32 protein-coding genes are annotated in these 17,110 nt (G+C 33.6%); 27 read left to right on the top strand and 5 right to left on the bottom strand.

The window, feature by feature from the left end; genetic code table 11:
• Positions 1 to 115: 115 nt before the first annotated feature.
• The 4 genes from ACM55F_RS10175 to ACM55F_RS10160 form a co-directional block, all read right to left on the bottom strand.
• Positions 116 to 397: a GIY-YIG nuclease family protein gene (locus ACM55F_RS10175; RefSeq protein ID WP_416853692.1), complete on the bottom strand. Its 282-nt coding sequence runs from the start codon at positions 395 to 397 to the stop codon at positions 116 to 118.
• Positions 398 to 617: 220 nt separating this feature from the next.
• Positions 618 to 1,136 carry a hypothetical protein gene (locus ACM55F_RS10170; RefSeq protein WP_416853691.1) on the bottom strand — a complete coding sequence of 173 codons (519 nt, stop codon included), beginning with the start codon at positions 1,134 to 1,136 and terminating at the stop codon, positions 618 to 620.
• An 89-nt stretch (positions 1,137 to 1,225) separates the two neighbouring features.
• Positions 1,226 to 1,687, bottom strand: a complete 462-nt coding sequence (locus ACM55F_RS10165) for a hypothetical protein (protein WP_416853690.1) — start codon at positions 1,685 to 1,687, stop codon at positions 1,226 to 1,228.
• A gap of 56 nt (positions 1,688 to 1,743) precedes the next feature.
• Positions 1,744 to 2,136 carry a helix-turn-helix domain-containing protein gene (locus ACM55F_RS10160; protein WP_416853689.1) on the bottom strand — a complete coding sequence of 131 codons (393 nt, stop codon included), beginning with the start codon at positions 2,134 to 2,136 and terminating at the stop codon, positions 1,744 to 1,746.
• A gap of 151 nt (positions 2,137 to 2,287) precedes the next feature.
• Between ACM55F_RS10160 and ACM55F_RS10155 the strand changes: the two genes are divergently transcribed.
• The 24 genes from ACM55F_RS10155 (at position 2,288) to ACM55F_RS10040 (ending at position 13,611) form a co-directional block, all read left to right on the top strand.
• Positions 2,288 to 2,497, top strand: coding sequence for a hypothetical protein (locus tag ACM55F_RS10155; RefSeq protein ID WP_416853688.1), 210 nt, complete (start codon positions 2,288 to 2,290; stop codon positions 2,495 to 2,497).
• A gap of 14 nt (positions 2,498 to 2,511) precedes the next feature.
• Positions 2,512 to 2,697 carry a hypothetical protein gene (locus tag ACM55F_RS10150; RefSeq protein ID WP_416853687.1) on the top strand — a complete coding sequence of 62 codons (186 nt, stop codon included), beginning with the start codon at positions 2,512 to 2,514 and terminating at the stop codon, positions 2,695 to 2,697.
• A gap of 62 nt (positions 2,698 to 2,759) precedes the next feature.
• Positions 2,760 to 2,978, top strand: coding sequence for a hypothetical protein (locus ACM55F_RS10145; RefSeq protein ID WP_416853686.1), 219 nt, complete (start codon positions 2,760 to 2,762; stop codon positions 2,976 to 2,978).
• A gap of 187 nt (positions 2,979 to 3,165) precedes the next feature.
• Positions 3,166 to 3,378, top strand: coding sequence for a hypothetical protein (locus ACM55F_RS10140; RefSeq protein WP_416853685.1), 213 nt, complete (start codon positions 3,166 to 3,168; stop codon positions 3,376 to 3,378).
• Between the two features lie 24 nt (positions 3,379 to 3,402).
• On the top strand, positions 3,403 to 3,660 hold the full coding sequence (locus tag ACM55F_RS10135; RefSeq protein ID WP_416853684.1) for a hypothetical protein: 258 nt from the start codon (positions 3,403 to 3,405) through the stop codon (positions 3,658 to 3,660).
• Complete coding sequence (locus ACM55F_RS10130) at positions 3,660 to 4,046, top strand: hypothetical protein (protein ID WP_416853683.1); 387 nt, start codon at positions 3,660 to 3,662, stop codon at positions 4,044 to 4,046. The genes ACM55F_RS10135 and ACM55F_RS10130 overlap by 1 nt, the downstream gene beginning before the upstream one ends.
• A 13-nt stretch (positions 4,047 to 4,059) precedes the next feature.
• On the top strand, positions 4,060 to 4,581 hold the full coding sequence (locus ACM55F_RS10125; protein ID WP_416853682.1) for a hypothetical protein: 522 nt from the start codon (positions 4,060 to 4,062) through the stop codon (positions 4,579 to 4,581).
• A gap of 1 nt (position 4,582) precedes the next feature.
• Complete coding sequence (locus ACM55F_RS10120) at positions 4,583 to 4,783, top strand: hypothetical protein (protein ID WP_416853681.1); 201 nt, start codon at positions 4,583 to 4,585, stop codon at positions 4,781 to 4,783.
• 10 nt (positions 4,784 to 4,793) lie between these two features.
• A complete protein-coding gene (locus ACM55F_RS10115; protein ID WP_416853680.1) occupies positions 4,794 to 5,114 on the top strand; it encodes a hypothetical protein in 321 nt (106 codons plus the stop codon).
• Between the two features lie 170 nt (positions 5,115 to 5,284).
• Entirely contained in the window at positions 5,285 to 5,578 is a 294-nt protein-coding gene (locus ACM55F_RS10110) for a hypothetical protein (protein WP_416853679.1), read from the top strand.
• Positions 5,579 to 5,614: 36 nt separating this feature from the next.
• Complete coding sequence (locus tag ACM55F_RS10105; protein WP_416853678.1) at positions 5,615 to 7,387, top strand: hypothetical protein; 1,773 nt, start codon at positions 5,615 to 5,617, stop codon at positions 7,385 to 7,387.
• 210 nt (positions 7,388 to 7,597) lie between these two features.
• Complete coding sequence (locus ACM55F_RS10100) at positions 7,598 to 7,888, top strand: hypothetical protein (protein ID WP_416853677.1); 291 nt, start codon at positions 7,598 to 7,600, stop codon at positions 7,886 to 7,888.
• A gap of 2 nt (positions 7,889 to 7,890) precedes the next feature.
• Positions 7,891 to 8,121: a hypothetical protein gene (locus ACM55F_RS10095; RefSeq protein WP_416853676.1), complete on the top strand. Its 231-nt coding sequence runs from the start codon at positions 7,891 to 7,893 to the stop codon at positions 8,119 to 8,121.
• Complete coding sequence (locus ACM55F_RS10090) at positions 8,118 to 8,453, top strand: hypothetical protein (protein ID WP_416853675.1); 336 nt, start codon at positions 8,118 to 8,120, stop codon at positions 8,451 to 8,453. Before ACM55F_RS10095 ends, ACM55F_RS10090 begins: the two co-directional genes overlap by 4 nt.
• On the top strand, positions 8,450 to 8,683 hold the full coding sequence (locus ACM55F_RS10085; RefSeq protein WP_416853674.1) for a hypothetical protein: 234 nt from the start codon (positions 8,450 to 8,452) through the stop codon (positions 8,681 to 8,683). Before ACM55F_RS10090 ends, ACM55F_RS10085 begins: the two co-directional genes overlap by 4 nt.
• A gap of 316 nt (positions 8,684 to 8,999) precedes the next feature.
• Positions 9,000 to 9,341, top strand: coding sequence for a hypothetical protein (locus ACM55F_RS10080; RefSeq protein WP_416853673.1), 342 nt, complete (start codon positions 9,000 to 9,002; stop codon positions 9,339 to 9,341).
• Between the two features lie 93 nt (positions 9,342 to 9,434).
• Positions 9,435 to 10,157, top strand: coding sequence for a DNA cytosine methyltransferase (locus tag ACM55F_RS10075; protein WP_416853672.1), 723 nt, complete (start codon positions 9,435 to 9,437; stop codon positions 10,155 to 10,157).
• 164 nt (positions 10,158 to 10,321) lie between these two features.
• Positions 10,322 to 10,549 (top strand): hypothetical protein, encoded by a 228-nt coding sequence (locus ACM55F_RS10070; protein WP_416853671.1) that lies wholly within the window; start codon positions 10,322 to 10,324, stop codon positions 10,547 to 10,549.
• 423 nt (positions 10,550 to 10,972) lie between these two features.
• A complete protein-coding gene (locus tag ACM55F_RS10065) occupies positions 10,973 to 11,233 on the top strand; it encodes a hypothetical protein (RefSeq protein ID WP_416853670.1) in 261 nt (86 codons plus the stop codon).
• A gap of 133 nt (positions 11,234 to 11,366) precedes the next feature.
• A complete protein-coding gene (locus ACM55F_RS10060; protein ID WP_416853669.1) occupies positions 11,367 to 11,774 on the top strand; it encodes a hypothetical protein in 408 nt (135 codons plus the stop codon).
• Between the two features lie 50 nt (positions 11,775 to 11,824).
• Positions 11,825 to 12,067 carry a hypothetical protein gene (locus tag ACM55F_RS10055; protein WP_416853668.1) on the top strand — a complete coding sequence of 81 codons (243 nt, stop codon included), beginning with the start codon at positions 11,825 to 11,827 and terminating at the stop codon, positions 12,065 to 12,067.
• A gap of 31 nt (positions 12,068 to 12,098) precedes the next feature.
• Complete coding sequence (locus tag ACM55F_RS10050) at positions 12,099 to 12,320, top strand: hypothetical protein (protein WP_416853667.1); 222 nt, start codon at positions 12,099 to 12,101, stop codon at positions 12,318 to 12,320.
• 353 nt (positions 12,321 to 12,673) lie between these two features.
• Entirely contained in the window at positions 12,674 to 13,243 is a 570-nt protein-coding gene (locus tag ACM55F_RS10045) for a hypothetical protein (protein WP_416853666.1), read from the top strand.
• Positions 13,244 to 13,245: 2 nt separating this feature from the next.
• On the top strand, positions 13,246 to 13,611 hold the full coding sequence (locus ACM55F_RS10040) for an ASCH domain-containing protein (protein WP_416853665.1): 366 nt from the start codon (positions 13,246 to 13,248) through the stop codon (positions 13,609 to 13,611).
• A gap of 45 nt (positions 13,612 to 13,656) precedes the next feature.
• On the opposite strand, the gene ACM55F_RS10035 is transcribed toward ACM55F_RS10040, so the two are convergent.
• Positions 13,657 to 13,860: a hypothetical protein gene (locus ACM55F_RS10035; protein WP_416853664.1), complete on the bottom strand. Its 204-nt coding sequence runs from the start codon at positions 13,858 to 13,860 to the stop codon at positions 13,657 to 13,659.
• 305 nt (positions 13,861 to 14,165) lie between these two features.
• Here ACM55F_RS10035 and ACM55F_RS10030 point away from each other — a divergent pair, with 305 nt between their 5' ends.
• From ACM55F_RS10030 to ACM55F_RS10020, 3 genes are all read left to right on the top strand, one after another.
• Entirely contained in the window at positions 14,166 to 15,875 is a 1,710-nt protein-coding gene (locus tag ACM55F_RS10030; protein ID WP_416853663.1) for a transglutaminase domain-containing protein, read from the top strand.
• Between the two features lie 54 nt (positions 15,876 to 15,929).
• Positions 15,930 to 16,415: a hypothetical protein gene (locus ACM55F_RS10025; protein WP_416853662.1), complete on the top strand. Its 486-nt coding sequence runs from the start codon at positions 15,930 to 15,932 to the stop codon at positions 16,413 to 16,415.
• Between the two features lie 70 nt (positions 16,416 to 16,485).
• Complete coding sequence (locus tag ACM55F_RS10020) at positions 16,486 to 17,070, top strand: hypothetical protein (protein ID WP_416853661.1); 585 nt, start codon at positions 16,486 to 16,488, stop codon at positions 17,068 to 17,070.
• Positions 17,071 to 17,110 lie beyond the last annotated feature (40 nt).

The raw sequence follows: 17,110 nt of genomic DNA, 5'->3' as shown, positions 1-17,110 counted from the left end.
TACAGTAAAATCTAAATGGATTTATTATAAAATAAAAAAAGCTCCAAACATAGTTTGAAGCTTTTTTTAGTACTCAGAGCGGCTCCGAAGCTTCGGAGTTGAACCCGTTAGAACATTATAATTTATTTTGAATATCTAATAAGATATCCGGACCAACTATTACTTTCTCCAAAAAAACCCTAGATTTCATTCTTTTCAGAAACTTCTCTAATCCATATGCTTTTTGACTCGATTCACATTCAAAACTTAAACTCAACTCCCAAGGAGCTCCTTTTACCGTAAAAGCTTCGCTATAAAATCCTGAATTATGCTCACCCAATCTTTTTTCGACATCATCCGTAGTTCCTACGTAAAATCTGTCTAATTTTTTAGAATAAATTATATAAATAAAATACATTTAAAAAATTGTTTAATAAAAAAAGCTCCAAACATAGTTTGAAGCTTTTTTAGTACTCAGAGCGGGACTTGAACCCGCACGAACATTGCTGTTCACTGGATTTTAAGTTCTGTGAACGTCATTTTTGTACTAATTGAAAAACATAACTAACTGTTTTTCAACTCCTTATTTTATCAGAATTTTTAAGAACTTCCTATAAATAGGCTCGCTAATAGGTGCGTTAAATTGTTGTATTTTCGTCTACATAAGCCTCAAAAACCTCACCTTTTTCGTATTTGGCATTTTTACCTTTTACAAATAAAGCTAGTGGAGTTAATAAAACCGCAGTAGTGGCAACCAAAGCACCGCTACCATTTAATTTTTTTGTAATGTCGCTTCTTAGCTTCACTACTTTACCATTTTCAAGATACAGGTAATCAATAGAAAATGACAATTTACCTTTTTTACCCAGTCCTTTAGACTTTGCAGCTTCGGTAACAGTGCCCACAACTTTCAAACCTTTTCTTAATACAATGTAATTCCCTTGTATAATGTCCTCAGAAAGACTGAAATTAATTTTTTGACCCACACTGACCTCTTTACCGCTTATGTCGTCATTTAAAGCCACTTTAATAATTGATCCTTCGTTTAAAGTTACTGATGCAGTTGCAGCATTTGCACTAACATTCACGCTGGCGGTTTCTTGTGCAAATCCTGAAATACTCGCTAATAAAACAGCACTGAAAATAATTCTTTTCATAATTTTTTTGATATAATTTGGTTAATTAATTTGTACGAATATACTCAATTCGCGTGCCAAATTATTTTCTATTTATTTTTTAATGCTAATTAGTATCCTTGAGGAACAGCAAGTGTTGCAAAACATTCCTCCATAACAAATGAGTAATAAGTAGATACAGGACTTATAAGAGAAGCAATTATTTTTTGATGCTGTAGCATTAGCTTACCGTTCTTAATTGGAATACATAAATAAATTTTATTACTATACATTTTTGAATTTATTACTACAGAAATTCCTTTTAACAAATTAGATTTTGTATCAACTAAATAAGAAACATTAAAGATGTGTTTATTATCAAAAGTCCTGTTTATAATACAAGGCGTCAAACGATAACCAGCAATAATATCTAGTCCGCTGCTTTCTTGAATAGACAATCCTCTAGTTAAATAATTATATTCTTTATCGGTTGTTGATTTCTCGGTTATTTCCTCGGCCGGCTCCCATTTTTGGGATTGAGCAAAAATAACCAGGTTAAATAATAGCATTCCTGCAAGTAGTAATTTTTTCATAATTTATAATTTGGGTTTATTTTAATTCTCGAACATACACAACACGCATAAAGATTTTATGCTGTTTTGCTTTTCTCAGGATTTATCTTTTCCTCAAGAGCCTTTATAATCTTGTCTTTGTCCTCTATGGATTTTTCAAGTAACTCCACGTACTTAGGACTTATTACATACGGCTGACTTTCTTTCTCATTAGAATACAACAATTCACCGTGTTTTGTTGCGTATGGTTTTGCTGCTGATAAATCTGCATTTATAAAATCATCAATTGAAATTTCAAAGTGTAAACATATTCTTTGGATTGTCTCAACTTTAGGAAGTGCTCTTTCGTGAATATAATTTGAAATCAAACCTTTTCCTAATTCAAAAAAATTACCAAAATCTTCTTGTGAAAGATTTGATTTTTTTAATAAATATAGAATATTAACGGAAATGTAGTTTTTTATCATCATTTTAACAGGAATTAAATCATTGAAAAACAACGATTTAAAAAATTAATTCTATTTTTTTATAAATAATTCTATAAAAAATAGAATAATTCTATTTTTTATTACTTTCTTTGTTTCAGAAAATTAAAACATTTATAATTTAAAAGCAAACAAAATGAACCATCAAGAGTTTTATGAACAACGAAAAGAAGCCATCCAAGCGAGGTCACAAGAGTTGAAATTACAAAAAACTCCAAAACTAACCCGTGACCAACGTTTAGATATTATTCAAGCCGAGCATGGAATATCGCATGGAACAATTAAGCAGATTTTATCAAATTCAAGTTATCAGAAACCCCTTCCTAAAAGTGTTAAAAACACATAAAACCGTGCCAAAGAATGAAATATTTAGAAAATAATAATTTTGAAGGTTTTGCAACCATAATCCTAATAGCGGGGTTTATTGCAGCGGTGGGAATATTTGTTGATTTCGCGGTGAGTGAAAGAAAAGAAAGACGAAGAAATTTAGCTTTCAAAGTAAGCCAAAAAAAGAGAGAGGGCGACCAAGCCCTCTCACACCATTAAACCAACCTTTCGGAAGGTAAAATTTGCCAGGAACCACCCCGACTATACAAAGATAAAAAAATATGTCTACAATATTATCAACATCAGTACTAAATATCGTTCAGTCGTTCTCTCCGGAGGACATGGCGGCATTTATTGCTGAATTTGAAAAGCTACAAAAACCAGTAGCAAATTGTAAGCCAAAAAGAATAAAACCTAAAACAATTTTCCCAACGTTCGAAAACTGCATGCAGTACGTGAGAGAAATACACAGCATCCAAGCGCAAGGTAAACTTGCATAATTCCCTAGAAGTTCCGGGGCGGGTTTTAGGTTCCCAAACCGGTACTGAAAGGTTACACGTTCTGACCATTAAATAATTGCAAAGGCAAATACGTTCTTACCCGAATTTCTATATAATGATTATCTACTAATTCAACGCATACCAAGCCCTTTGCATTTTTTATCACCATTAAACCAACCAACCAACCATGTCCATAAAAGCATTAATAGAAGAAATAGACGATTTTAATACCGCTATCGAAAGTATAGAAGTGTTGGTTGTAAATCACAATCAGGAAGTTTTAAAGCCTACGTTAAATTACCTAAACGAACAAAGACGAATTGTAGTCAAAAAACTTTCAAACTTCAAAATAAATATCGAAGTACAAAGCGAAGAAATAGACCGCCTTTCTCATATTTAATCACCATTAAACCAACCTAGAATTATGCAAAATCCAACATTACCACTTGAAGAAAACTTAGTTTCTGTCTTCAAAAGCTTTACAGTAAGACTAAAATTAGCCTGTAAGATTTTAAACACTCCCAAAGCAATCATTATTCTTGACAACCAAATTGATATTTTCAATATGGAAAAAAACGAAGTGATTTCAATATGCGCCAATATTTGCGGCGATTTAGTCCAAGCCGAAATTGACGAAGACAAAATCAACACGCTTGTTAATGAATTAGTTTACTCGAACTAATGGAGCTTACGATGGTAAGACAGCAACGAGGAACAAAAGTACTCGTTGACGGAACGCATCTTAAAACCGTTCCTTTAAAATTCGAGACTTTCGTTAAAAACCATTTCGACAACCTGAATCTTCAAAAAAAACGACTAGACGAAGAAGAAAGAAGCATTTTCAATGCTGCATTAGAGTTTGAAAAATATAAAGAAAAAATATCAAAATCCGAACCGCTTTTATATGTTTTAATCGAAAAAACCTATCCAGTGGATGCTAGGGAAGTAATTACTCGTGATAGTAGAAGATTTGAATTAGTCCTGGACAACAACCTAAAAGTAAAATGTCCCGAAAAAATATATTTACTGTTCGCTACAAAACCTAACGTTATTCATTCTAATTACTAAAAACCTAAAACCTATGAATACTGAAATTTTATTTACCGTAGAAGAAATGAAAAAAATATCTCATAGCTTAGGTATTCAACTTTTTGAAAGTGTAATGTCGCACCAACTTAAAGACAAAATATTGCCAAAAGAATTCTACAGGAATTTTTTTCAGGTTCCAAATTGTGAAGTTTTTGAAAAATTAGTTATAGATGGTTACGCTTCAAAAAGAGAAGTTTTCGAACAAAAGGTGTATCACATTACGCCAAAAGGACAAGAAAAATTTAGACAAGAATTTGATCTTCTTGTAAATTATCAACCAACACCAAAAAGAGGTTTGATTTACTTGAAACATCGAATAGAATTTTATTGCAACTTCTATAATTACAAGTTTGGAAATGACAACGCTGGACACGTAATTTCTGCATATCAAAATTACTATTTAAGTGGGTTTAGAATGTCTCATACCACAACTGATTGCGTGGATCGTTTTTTGAAAGAGTTGAAGGCTCAATTTAAAACCGTTTCATACGGAGCGCCAATAACACAGCCTTAAAATGCAACTCGCTCTAGCCTCCAAAGAATTTGAACAGTTGTTTTTCCTGCTATACGGAATGAACAAACTGGGTATACAGGATCAGGAATTGCGCTCCATTTTTCAAAAGCTAAACGCTGACGCAAAAATATATTACGGTGAAAGTTACTACCATGTATGCCAAGCCTTGAATGATGATTTTAAAATTTTAAATCCAAATTAAAACCTAAAAAATGGAAGAAGAAAAAAAGTTAAACATAATCCTTGATCCCGTCCAAAATTTTAAAACAGGGGATACAGTTCTTATAAAAGGAAACTTAATTGGAATAATCATCAGTGGATGGTTATGGACATTTATGGATTCAAAAAAGTTTTTATACAGAATAATGGTAGACGCTAAAGATTGTGCTTATCGAATTCACAATAATCATATTGACCAAACCAAAGACGAAGAACTTTTTAGAGAGGATTACAATAGTCTTTTGTACGAAACAGAACAACTGGCAGTATTAGAATTATTTGAAGAAGCATTCTCAAAATACGAACCAAATTAAAGCCTAAAAATGGTAGTAGTAAAAATAAAAGAAAGCGCTTGCATTACTCACATGGAAAAACCTCCGTACGTAAGAAAAATAAAAGTGTATGCGTACCTCGAAAGCAAACTTACAGCTGAACAAGAACTAAAAATAATAGAATTTTTTAAAAACCTTTAAAACCTAAAAAAATGAAAAATAACCCTGCACTAATTACATTTCAAGAAGGGAAAAGTTATATACAAACTTTAGAAAATCACCAATTCAAGCCACCGGGTATATATCATTTCAAATGTGAAAAAGTAGAAAAAAAACATGCTACAGGGATTTTATTATATATTGAAAATCTTGTAACTAAAGAAGCATTTAGTATAATCAATGATGTTACGTATTATGAAAATGGATATTGGGAAGAAACCTCTCAAGAAGAATTTAAAGAAAAAATAAATGATTTTTTAAATAAAATTCAAAAAAAGCTTTTATAGCAAAACCTAAACCACACCATTAAACCAACCACTATAATGCAATCAAGAACCAACCAATCACAAAGTATTGGCAGCTTATTCCAAGCCAATATTTTTGGGAATCCCGCTAACGGGAACGTTAGCGTGAAACCTGCTTACCAATCTAAAAAAACACCCACCAAAAGACCTGAGAAAGTAATTTTTGAGGAAGTTATCAAAGATTTGTCTCCAGTCGTTGCTTGTTGGCCAATGCTAACCAAAGAAGCTAGAGCAATGACAATGGATAATTTTAGACTAGAAAGAGCCATACACAACAACAGAGTTGAAGCCCTAAACGAAGAAATTGAGAAATACAACGCACAAGTTGAAAATTTTTGTGCCGGAGAACTCAACGAAGTTCAAAAACAATTCCCGTTGCTTTTTCTTAAAAATGTTAAACTAGTAGAAAAAAAATTGAAATACGAAGCTAAAGAATACAACCTTTTAGTGGAAGAATTCAATAATGATCGTGGCATGCTGCTTAAAAAAAGAAAAGAAGAAACGTTAAAATACCCTTCAGAGCAAGTTTTTGAAAACCTCCTGCATCTGTACGCTAAACAACTGGCTCAATATACTAAAGAGTACATGAAATTAAGCATTTCAGAACCTAGCACCGTGCGACCTTTTGACGCTAATAGCTATCACGTCACAGCATTAGAACGTCAAAACGATACCGAAACTTTCGTTTATTCACTACCCGTTTGCAACGCCACCGTGCGCAACCACAGACGCAAACTGGAACGAGCCGGGTTCTTTACCCACTATTGTTTTGCAGGTCATAAAAAAGGGGTTAAAATGCATTTTTCGCCAAAAATTTTAGTTCTTTTTGATGCTAAAACAGGGAATTTCACTAACACTGAAAATCAAGCCGTTACCCCTCAAACTAGTAAAGAGTTTACAGATAAAAACAAGGCATTTACAAGAACTTCAATAAAAGTTGATAATACAGAAAACGGACAAGCCGATTTTCCTGTTTTAGGAACGCCTGCGGCTGGCCTTCCGTCTTTTTTTTACAAGAACATCCAAGCGCAAGATGAAAAAAGCAAACTTGGGGCCGCGCCGGCAAATGTTAAAGTTTCGCAAAATAGAACTGATTTTTTAAGAAATCACACCTTGGCCGACAAAAACCTTGCAACTCGCTTAGCATCTGGTGAATTTCACAATTACAAACGCATTGATTTTGAAGTTTTAGAGAAAGAAGCCTACAGCGGAACACTTACCCGTCCTGAAAAAATGGAATTAGTGAAGCATGAATTTTTCAAATACCTATCCCGAATTTACAGAGGTTCAACACCTTATGCCGGAACGTACCAAAAAGCATTAGTTTTATTTGAAGATGAATTTTATGTAAGTAATGGGAACGGTAAATTCCTGATTAGTAAGGATATGATGGTAGACAAGTTGAAAGAATGGGTTTGGAGAATCAATTTTGCACAACGATGGTTCCTAAAAAGAAATTGGCGACCATTAAATCCGCATGATTACCTGGATAAAACGAGAACTGATAAAAAAGAAATTGGATTTGGTTATACTAAAAAAGCCTACCTAAAACACCTGAAAGAGAAAGAAAAACAGCCTATTAAAGCCGCAATAATCAAAAAAAATGCCGCAATCAGAAAAGCAAAAATTAATTATTCTAACAAATACCATGCTATCGAAAGTAGATTTTTTAACAACAAAATCACGATTGAGGAACTAATCACCTACGTGAAAGATAATTTACCTGCAAACTACATGCAAGAAATAACAAATTCAATTAAAAAACGTGCTGCAACCCAATACACCTGTTAACCATGAAATTACTAAAAAAAATCTTCGAGAAAGTAAAAATTATAGTATTCCCATTAGTATTTTTTTACATCATATTCTGTTTTTACGAATGGAATTTCAATCCTGGCGAATGGGACACCTTTAGCCGAGTCGCAGTAATATGCTTAACTGGATTTGTCACCGTAGGAGAATCATAAAAAATTATTTATAAACCACAAACACCATTAAACCATGTATTTACAACTATTAAACTACGCATCGTATTTTCTTTCTTTTCTTTTTATTGCTTTTTTATGTTGGTCCCTGAACTGGACCATGTTAAAAAATATGTGGCTCAACGCCAAAGCAGGTGTGTTAATCAAGAAAAAAACAACTGAAGCACTCGCTAACGGAATGCGAAAATTTGAATTTGAAGGCGGTAACGTAGTCATTTATGCAAAAACACAAGCTAAAGCAGTGTATGACTACAAACAATTAAAAAAAGAAGCCAGTACCGTTCGCAGACAACTCAAAAAAGCGTAGCGATGCCAGCCTATCAAAACGGGATCAGTAAAATCAAGATGGTGGCTTTAATGCCACCTAATGAGAATAATATCACTTGGCACTCCTTCATTTCGTTAAACAAAAGGCCTAACATGGAAATCATAAACGGAATGATTAAACGGTTTAAAGCAACCGAAGCCGTAAACCGGGTGCAAGTCTATCAGTTTTTTGAAAACGGTGAATTAATTCATGAACTCAAACGCCCATCATGACAAAAGTAACAGTCAAAAATTTACACTTCAAAGATTTAGAAGTATTGCAAATTGAACTAGATATTTTTAATAAATACGTAGCCATAAAGGAATTGACTACCGATTTCCTGAATACCATCATCACATTTGACATAGTAAATAGTTTGTATTTCGTGCTTAGAAATAAAATAGAACAAAGCCAAGAAGTATATAATATTAGTTTCACCGTCAGTCAAGCTGCAACCATATTAAAATGCTGCAACTTCCATCGTGCCGACAGGGATTTATACACCAAGCACGTAACGACAAAACTAAGGATTGATTTAGATAAACAATTAAAGGATTTAGTATGAAAGTAGAAAAAACCGCAAACCACAGTCATTTTTTCACACAAGATCGAGTCGTTTATGAAATGCTAACCAACGGTGAAACCCGAACCATTAGAACACTGGATTTTTATTACCCAAATTGGAAAGTATTATCAGATCAAGCGGTAATTTATCTCAATACAAATCACGTTCATCACCCGGAGGTTAATCCTGAAAAACCAAAAGAACCTGCACAAATAGATTTATTCTCGTAGCAATCACGTTGCATCACGTTAACGTAATACAAACAACCCGTTAACGTGATACGTTGACGTAACACCATTAAACCAAACCCCAGCGCATGAAACAATTAGCCAACAAAACATTTGAATTTATCAGTAATCTTTTATTTGGTGGCGTTTCATGCGCTCCCAATGAAACAAAATGGAATTAACGGGCGACGGCTTGGCGAAGCCGCGACAAAGCGAACCGAGTATTTTCCGCTAGGAAAATGCGACTTCGTGATAACAAAATTTAATTATTAATCAGACCAGCGGTTGCGCCAAACCGTGGTTAGCAGCAGTGTTTATTATGAAAACAGACATCAGACAAACGGAAAATTTATACGAATGCGCATATTCAAACGAATACCAAGGCTTCGAATTCATTTACATTAAAACGAATGATAAAAAAATATTGCTTTTTGAAAACAGATTGGCAATTGAAGGCATTTGGTTAAATGACTTGCAAGTTGTAAAAATGGTTGAGCAATTTCAAGAAGTATTTTTTAAAGAAACTGAAGATAAAATTATTTGTGTCGGAAGTGAAATTATAATTGAAAGTTACAAACATCGTGGTTTAGGAATTTACGATGAAACTGGAATGTTAAAAAAAACTCCTGATTTCGATAGGTCTATTAGGATTTTTGGGTAACATTGCTGCTAACGTCAGTTCGTCTAAAAACCTTCAAACAGACTTTATTTGGTTAATCACAAATAATAACTAACAATACCCAAACTTTAAATTATGCTAGAAATATCCAAAAATTCAGAATTGCCACAATGCGACAAAACCGCTGTTATAGGCAGTCCTTTTCGAGTGTTGAATTTATACGCTTGTTTAGGTGGCAATAGATTGTTATGGGAAGATTGCGAAGTTACAGCTGTAGAGCTTGATGAAGAAGCAGCAAAATTATATCAAGAAAGATTCCCAAACGATAAGGTAATTGTTGCTGATGCGCATCAATATTTATTAGGTCATTACAAAGAATTTGATTTTATATGGAGTTCTCCACCTTGCCCAAGTCATTCAAGAGCCAGGTATTGGAATAGTTCAAATTATGAAACTACAACCGAAGCAATTTACCCAGATATGAAATTATATCAAGAAATTTTGTTTTTACAGCATTATTATAAAACCGGAAAATGGGTCGTTGAAAATGTAATCCCTTATTATGAACCATTGGTTCCTGCAATAAAAAGAGGTCGCCACTTGTATTGGACAAACTTTAAATTACCAAACGATTTGGGAGATAGAAGATTTGCTATTTCATCCGCTAAACAGGAATTAAAAGGATTATGTGAATTTCACAAATACGATTTCACAAAATACAAAGGCGAACAGCCGATGCTTAAAATGGCTCGTAACTTAGTAGACTATGAAGCAGGAAAAACAATATTTAATACAGCAAGAGGAATAATAGAAAAATCAAATATTAATCAGGTTTCTATTTTCGACGATGTTGCTTAGGATTGCCTATAACGTCCTGCTAGTACAGCACGCTAGGGATAAGTAAGCGAATTTCTTTCCGATGTGACAAATAAAACCAAATACAAAACAATAATAACCCAAAAGACCGATGCCCTAGTGAGTTGTAATAGCTGTTAGTGGCATACCACGTAAAACTAGAAATTATGAGTTTAAAATTAAAAACAGCATTAGAATATCCGATTAAAGATGTTGAATGTAATGGAGTATTTAGTATTGATGTTTTAATCCTTTTTGATGGAGAATTATTTATAGGATATTATGATTTTAAAAATTTGTTCTGGCAAGTTACTGATTCAGATATAATATTTTGTCCCGAAAATGAAAACGACTTACAATGGACAAATATACCTAAACCAATAAATCAAAAATAGTTATGGATACAGGAGCTTACATGGCTAATCAAATGGATAATTTAATTGAAGCATCACAGCATTAACACGAAGATTTTTGTGAAAAATTAGAAAAAGATATTGCTAATTTCATTAAAGGAAAAGAATATGATTTTACAGCAATTGATGTTTTTACAGAATATTATTTGCAATATTCTAAAGGCTATGATGTGAAACTATATGTTGAAATAACAATAAAAAAATTTGAAGATAGATTAAAGAAAGTTTATGGACACCTATAAGCGGTTGCCACTAACGTTTCGCTAGTATAATTTCGGCTGGGACAAAAAAGCCTAGTCTTTCGGTTGAGAAACCATAAATCTGACACAAAACCAATTATTAATCAAGCCCGATGCTAAGCTGAAATATACTAGCTGTTAGGGAATCGGCTTTATACCACGAATTATGAAAACATTTTATACTGAAATTTCAATTGATTATTTAGATATTTCAATTGATGAAGATGAACCAAATGCAGAACCTTATCAAGGAAGATATGTTGATAGTTTTATTGTAATCGCAAAAACTGATGTAAATGCTTTGGAGAAAGTTTTTTACCAAGCACATAAAGGATTTATAGAAAATCATAATAGAGAAGAAAATATCTTAAAATCTTTTCATATTGATGTTTTTTATGAAACGTCGGAAGATGCACGAGCTTCTTAAGCTGTTCCCTAACGGTTGCGCTTGGTGCAGGCTGCCACCGAAAAAGTTGAATAGAAAGAAAAAAGTTGTAGCAACTTGCTCCAAACGCTTGTTAGGAGAATACCACGTAATACTAATTTTTAAATATTTTAAAATGACAAAAGAAGAAAAAATACAAGAAGTATATAAGGATTACCCAAACTTAATAAAACACGTAAAAGGAGATAATGGATGGTGCGGAGACAAGTTTGGCGTTATATTTAATAAATATAAAAACAATGATTTATTTGATGTTCGAAATAATGATTATCAAACAAATGGAACCATTAGACCTAAATCCCTCCAAGGTATCGAAAATAATAACGGGTGGATTGAAATTATTAAAAATGAAAACATACCAAGCGGTTATTATTGGATTTTATATTCAAATTCGGAGATTCCTAAAATGGGGGTAAGTAATGGATTTTCAATCACTCAGGCTAATTTAGGATTAGGTTTACATCCTGTAATTGAGATTACCCACTACCAACCAATAATTAACCCACTAGAGCGACTATATTAGGCGGTTTCTCCTAACTATCTTATAAGCGCAACTCAATAAATTGAACCATTATGGAAAACCCAACAACCACGCCTAACGGACAAAAACTAATCGAATTTCTAGATCTAAAAATGCACACAGGGGAATTCACAAATGAGGACTTGGTGCAATTTATTGAATCGTCCGGGAAGTATCTCAATTTACAAACAATAGCCAATTATGCTAACGAACATAAAATGAGTTACAACGGAGTAAAGGAATTTAGAACTATTCGAGAAATATTTAAAGTAAAATTCGTGATAGATAACGACTAACGCCTTTAAAAAATCTACATTTCAATAGCACATGATAAAAAACAGTACTTATATCAGGAATTTCACAGCAAAGCAACGGAAACAATTAGAAACCGTTGCGGCTTCCCAAAAACTAAAAACAGTACCGGAAATACTGTTTTTTTCACTGGACAATTATTTAGAACAAGAAAAGGAAATTGCCAGGCTAAATAGGATCATTATCTACAAACAAAATAAAATTGATAAACTAACCAATCCCACCATTGAACTATGAAAAATTTAGAACCGATAAGTTATTTCATTGAATTTAGAAAAAGAATCGATAGAAAAAGAAAACTTGAAAAAATAAAAAAATTACGTTCTTTTTATTTTGCTTGTATAAATTCAGAAGACAGTGAATTCATAAAAAAGCGAATAGATCAGTTTTTTAACAACTGTAATTACTACAGAATATCCGTAAGAGACGGCTTTAGCTGCACGGTTAATATAAACTCATCCGAGGGTAATTTTTCAGCAAATGCGTTTTTCAATTTTAATGCTTTTAAAAAAATAATCGAACAGATTTACAAATATAACATTCAGTCATTAAAAGAAAATAAATAAACTAACCAATCCCACCATTGAACCATGAAAAACGAAGAAAAAATACTATTAGAAAAAGATGTTATTTTACCATCTAAAAAAACTATTGAAGTCTACAATTTAGGCAGTGAAATTGTTCCAAGATACATTGTCACTGAACACACTGTTAGGCGTGAGTTAGCCACGCATAAAATTTGTACAAATTGCGAAAATCCATATATCAAAAACGGATATTGCAAACCTTGTTATAAAAAAAACAATAATGAAAGTTACTATAATAAACCATTTTTAGAATGGAACGGAGAAACGCCATTGGTAATACATGACTCAAATGAATATTTCTTTGATGTAGAATCAGTAGAACAATACATGGAAGAAAACGAAATTGACGAAAATGATTTACAATTAATGATTTGTTCGCCAAATTATTGCCGTCAAATTGAGGAAGATTATTTTTCAGATGAAATGCCTGAAAATTTCGAAACTCTTTCAGACTTTGATAAAATTTTAGTTCAAAAATTAAAAGAAATAAATGAGTACATCGCTACTTTAAAACCTATGAGTTGGTCAGAGGGCAAATTTAGAACAGAATTTAAACTAACAGAACCAACTTAACCATGAAAATTTTAAAACTCACTTTAAAAAAACAGTATTTCGATCAGATTTTATCAGGTGAAAAATCAGAAGAATATAGAGATGTAAAACCTTATTTTGTAAGTCGGTTAACACTTGTTCCGGTTTCTGAATTTAAATACTGGGCCAATGAATCTATTGCGGATTATTTTACAAAAGAAACCGATCATTTTAGATACGATTATGATGCAGTAGAATTTACTAACGGTTATTCTAAAAACAGCCGAAAAGTAACAAAAAAAATAAAATATATTTCAGTAGCAAAAGGCAATGAAGAATGGGGAGCCGAAAAAGATAAATTATATTTCAGAATTCACTTAGGTGAAGAAATAAACAGAAAGAACTGCTAATAATTACAAAAATCACTTCAAACCACTCCTAACCGGGTGGTTTTTTTATGCAAAACGTTTTAGCACTTCCTCTACTTCTTTAGGATACACCGTTTTAGTATCCATAGCTTCTTTGAGAGAAACCTTTCTGACTTCGACAATAACAGCAATAATTTCTTTTTTTACGGTATGACAAGAAAAACCACATTCTTTATTTAGCAATTGTTGTAATTCTCCTTTTCTTTTTGATTGTGGTACGGTTTGGGTCATAAGAACGTGGTTTAATGGTTTTTCAAAAGTATAAAAAATTATCACAATAAACATAGGAACAATCCGAATAAATCCAAACCTAACCATACAAATCTAAATAATTACTGACAAATCCAAACCATCCCGCACCAACACAAACAAATCCAAATTAACATTTTACGCATTCCTACATCTTTGCCTTTCTATTTCATACGGAATTGATTTGAGTTAGTTGGGTGCAAAGTAGTTATAGGTTGTAGTACATCAAAAATACGATTTACCAAAAAGCCTTTGCACTTCTCTCATTTTATAAAATTGAAAAAAGCATGAGTTTCATTGACACACTATTGTATCGCACTTTACAGGATGGAGCAGCCTACCAAGGACTTATTCCAGTTTACAAAGGCACTCAATACAATTTTGACAAAGAAGCCGATAACAGCAATACTTATGATACGTTACGCTTCATGTCTGAATGGGCTTTGAAGTTTTCGCACCAAATGAAAGCTATTGCGCCACTATTGAAAGGAAATACAAAACAGGAAACCGTAAACAAAATTTACAATTTTCTGTATTCTCATTTTCAATACAAGTTAGACGGTGAAACGCAAAACCTGATGTCTCCAAGTGCTGCATGGCATTTTAGAAAAACAGGTTTCGACTGCAAAACATATTCAATTTTAGCCAGTACAATTCTGCAAAACTTGGGAATACCGCATTCATTCAGAATGGTACAGCAAGCGGGAATTATGCCAAGCGAATGGTCACACGTTTACGTGATTGTGCCAAATGGGAATATGCATTTTACAATAGATGCCACAACACACGACAACAAAGAGGTTTCGTTTACACAAAAACACGATTATACCATGAAACACAAAGGTTTAGCAAGTCCATACGTTAGCGCATTAGGTTGTGCTTGTCAAGGAACACCGATAAAAAGTAGTGGTTTAGGAAGTCCCGCAAATTTAGCCATTACCATCAGAAATTTTCACTCTTTTCTTGATGTATTGGAAAAACAAGGATTTTCCAAAGAAGTAACAAATCGCATGTTGACAATTGTTCGTGCCAATGTTGAAAACGGTATTGATCCTAATATGGGGGAAGTACTGAAAAAAGCATTAGCTACAGCCGGACAATTAGGAGAAATAGTACCTTCTTTCTCTCTTACTCCGGCAGGTTCGACTTATGGAGGATATGCAACAAGTCTTCCTACTGGAAACTACGTTGCTCCAACTTCTTCATCATTTTCTCAATTTACATCAAGCGCAGCGACAGCCGGTATGTCAGCATTAAGCAACATATCAGTTCAAGGAATAAACGTAGGAAGTATAGCAACAAGTCTTGCTACAGGAAACTTTATTGGCGCAGGTTTAGATGTGTTAAAGGCAATTATCCCAATGGAAAAAACATTCGGAGCAGTTTTCGCAAACGGCTTTGATTTGTCATGTTGGGGAGCATCCTACAGCGAACAAAAAGCAAAACTAGACATAGAACAAGATTTACCTTTTATGGTTAAATGGTCAGGAATATATCAGCAACCTACCAGTTCAAATTTAGATCGTTTCATGTTAGTCACACAAGGGTACTTAGATGACGCTATAAACGGCCAACAAAGTAAATATGCCAGTTGTACGAGAAAAGGTCATGCTTTGCGCCAAAAAGCAATTGAACAATTAAGAAAAGACACTTTTGAGCAATTTACCACACAGGGATTTCAATTAATACCTAATGGAAAAAAGAAAAGCGGAATTTCTATACCGGGCGGATTGCCAATGTATAAAAAAGGGCAAACATGGACAGGTTTTAACGAATCTACTTATGACAGCTTCATTGTAGTACCTCCAAAGCCAGTTGTGCAAACACCACCACCTGCGACAGTAGCGGCGGCCAACACAACCGGAACAACAACAAACTCAACAAGCACATCTGGAGCAACAACAAATTCAACCGGAACGCCTGTAACAGCTAAAAAATCATCATCAACTCCTTTGATTTTAGGGGCTGGATTGTTAGCCTTAAAACTCTTATTGTAAAAAGCAATAATATTTGAAATCATGAAAAAAAGAACCCATTAAAACCGACAAAAAATGTTAAAAAAACCAACAGCAAAAACAGTAACAAGTGTTGCCTTAGCAGGTGGCGCAATTGTTCTAGGAGCTAAAATTGGTGACGGAGTTTCAGCAGTGATGCCCGCCTCTACCAATAGCTACAAAAGATGGATTTTAGGAGTTGGTGGTATAGTTGCCGCCGCTTGTATCAATCCAAGTACAACAGCTGCGCAAGCAGTACAAAACGGATTGCTAGGATTAGGAGCAAAACAGTTGTACGATGAAGCAACAGATGCTTTGAAAGAAGCTATTCCAGTAAAAGTACAAGTAGTAGATACTACAGGCGCAAAAGTTGAATTAAACGCTACAGATCGTTTTGTTCAGGCTATCGTAGGTCATTTAGGATCTCCTGCTTACGAACAGTATTTAGGTGCACCTTGGGAAGGAGAAAACAGTGACGCTACTTGGGAGAGACCTATCGAATTAGAGCCAGCAGCACCTTTATTGTCCTTTACAGGAGTATAAAGCAAACCAAATCAATTCCAAAATTAAGAAAAAAGTAAAAAAGTAAAAAACACCATTAAACCAAACAATTATGTATAATTCAGTATTTTTCCACACAGTTTTAGCCTTTTTGGCAATCATGTCAGATAACCTGACAATGCAATTACGAGGAGACGCCAATAACAAAAAAGTGATCTTAACCCCTCAAATTCTTGAAATCAAGAAAAGAATAGAAGGCGGAGGAACAATCGACTTGATTGACGCAACCACTCAAAGAGTTGACGGTATTTGTACGTTTGACAAAAACACCTTGGAAACAGGTAGAGCCGTTGTTTTTGATGAAATTTCACTTGGCTATAGAAGCCACGCTGATATGGGCAAAGAAGGAGCTCTAGCTTATAATATTTCTTTGCCTGCTGAACTTCAAAACGCTACGTTAATCATTAGTCAAAACGGTAAAGAAGTGTTGCGTATGCCAGCAATTGACATCACGAATCTTACAGCAGGACAAAATGCATCAGACCAGTACACAAAATTAAAATCTTTGATCTTGCTTGCTGATGCAAAAACAATCACGATTCAATTGAAGTTTGCTCCGGGAGTTACTTTAGCAGCAGGTACAAACCACTACGTTTATTTACGTCTTTCAGGTTTACAAACCGCTTTGAAATCGTAATTCGATCACACCATTAAACCAACCAATTAAACCAAAAAAA

This window comes from Flavobacterium melibiosi (assembly GCF_048158545.1).
Lineage (GTDB): Bacteria > Bacteroidota > Bacteroidia > Flavobacteriales > Flavobacteriaceae > Flavobacterium > Flavobacterium melibiosi.
Note: the sequence above shows the minus strand (reverse complement) of the source record. Positions and strands in the feature narration are given on the sequence as shown.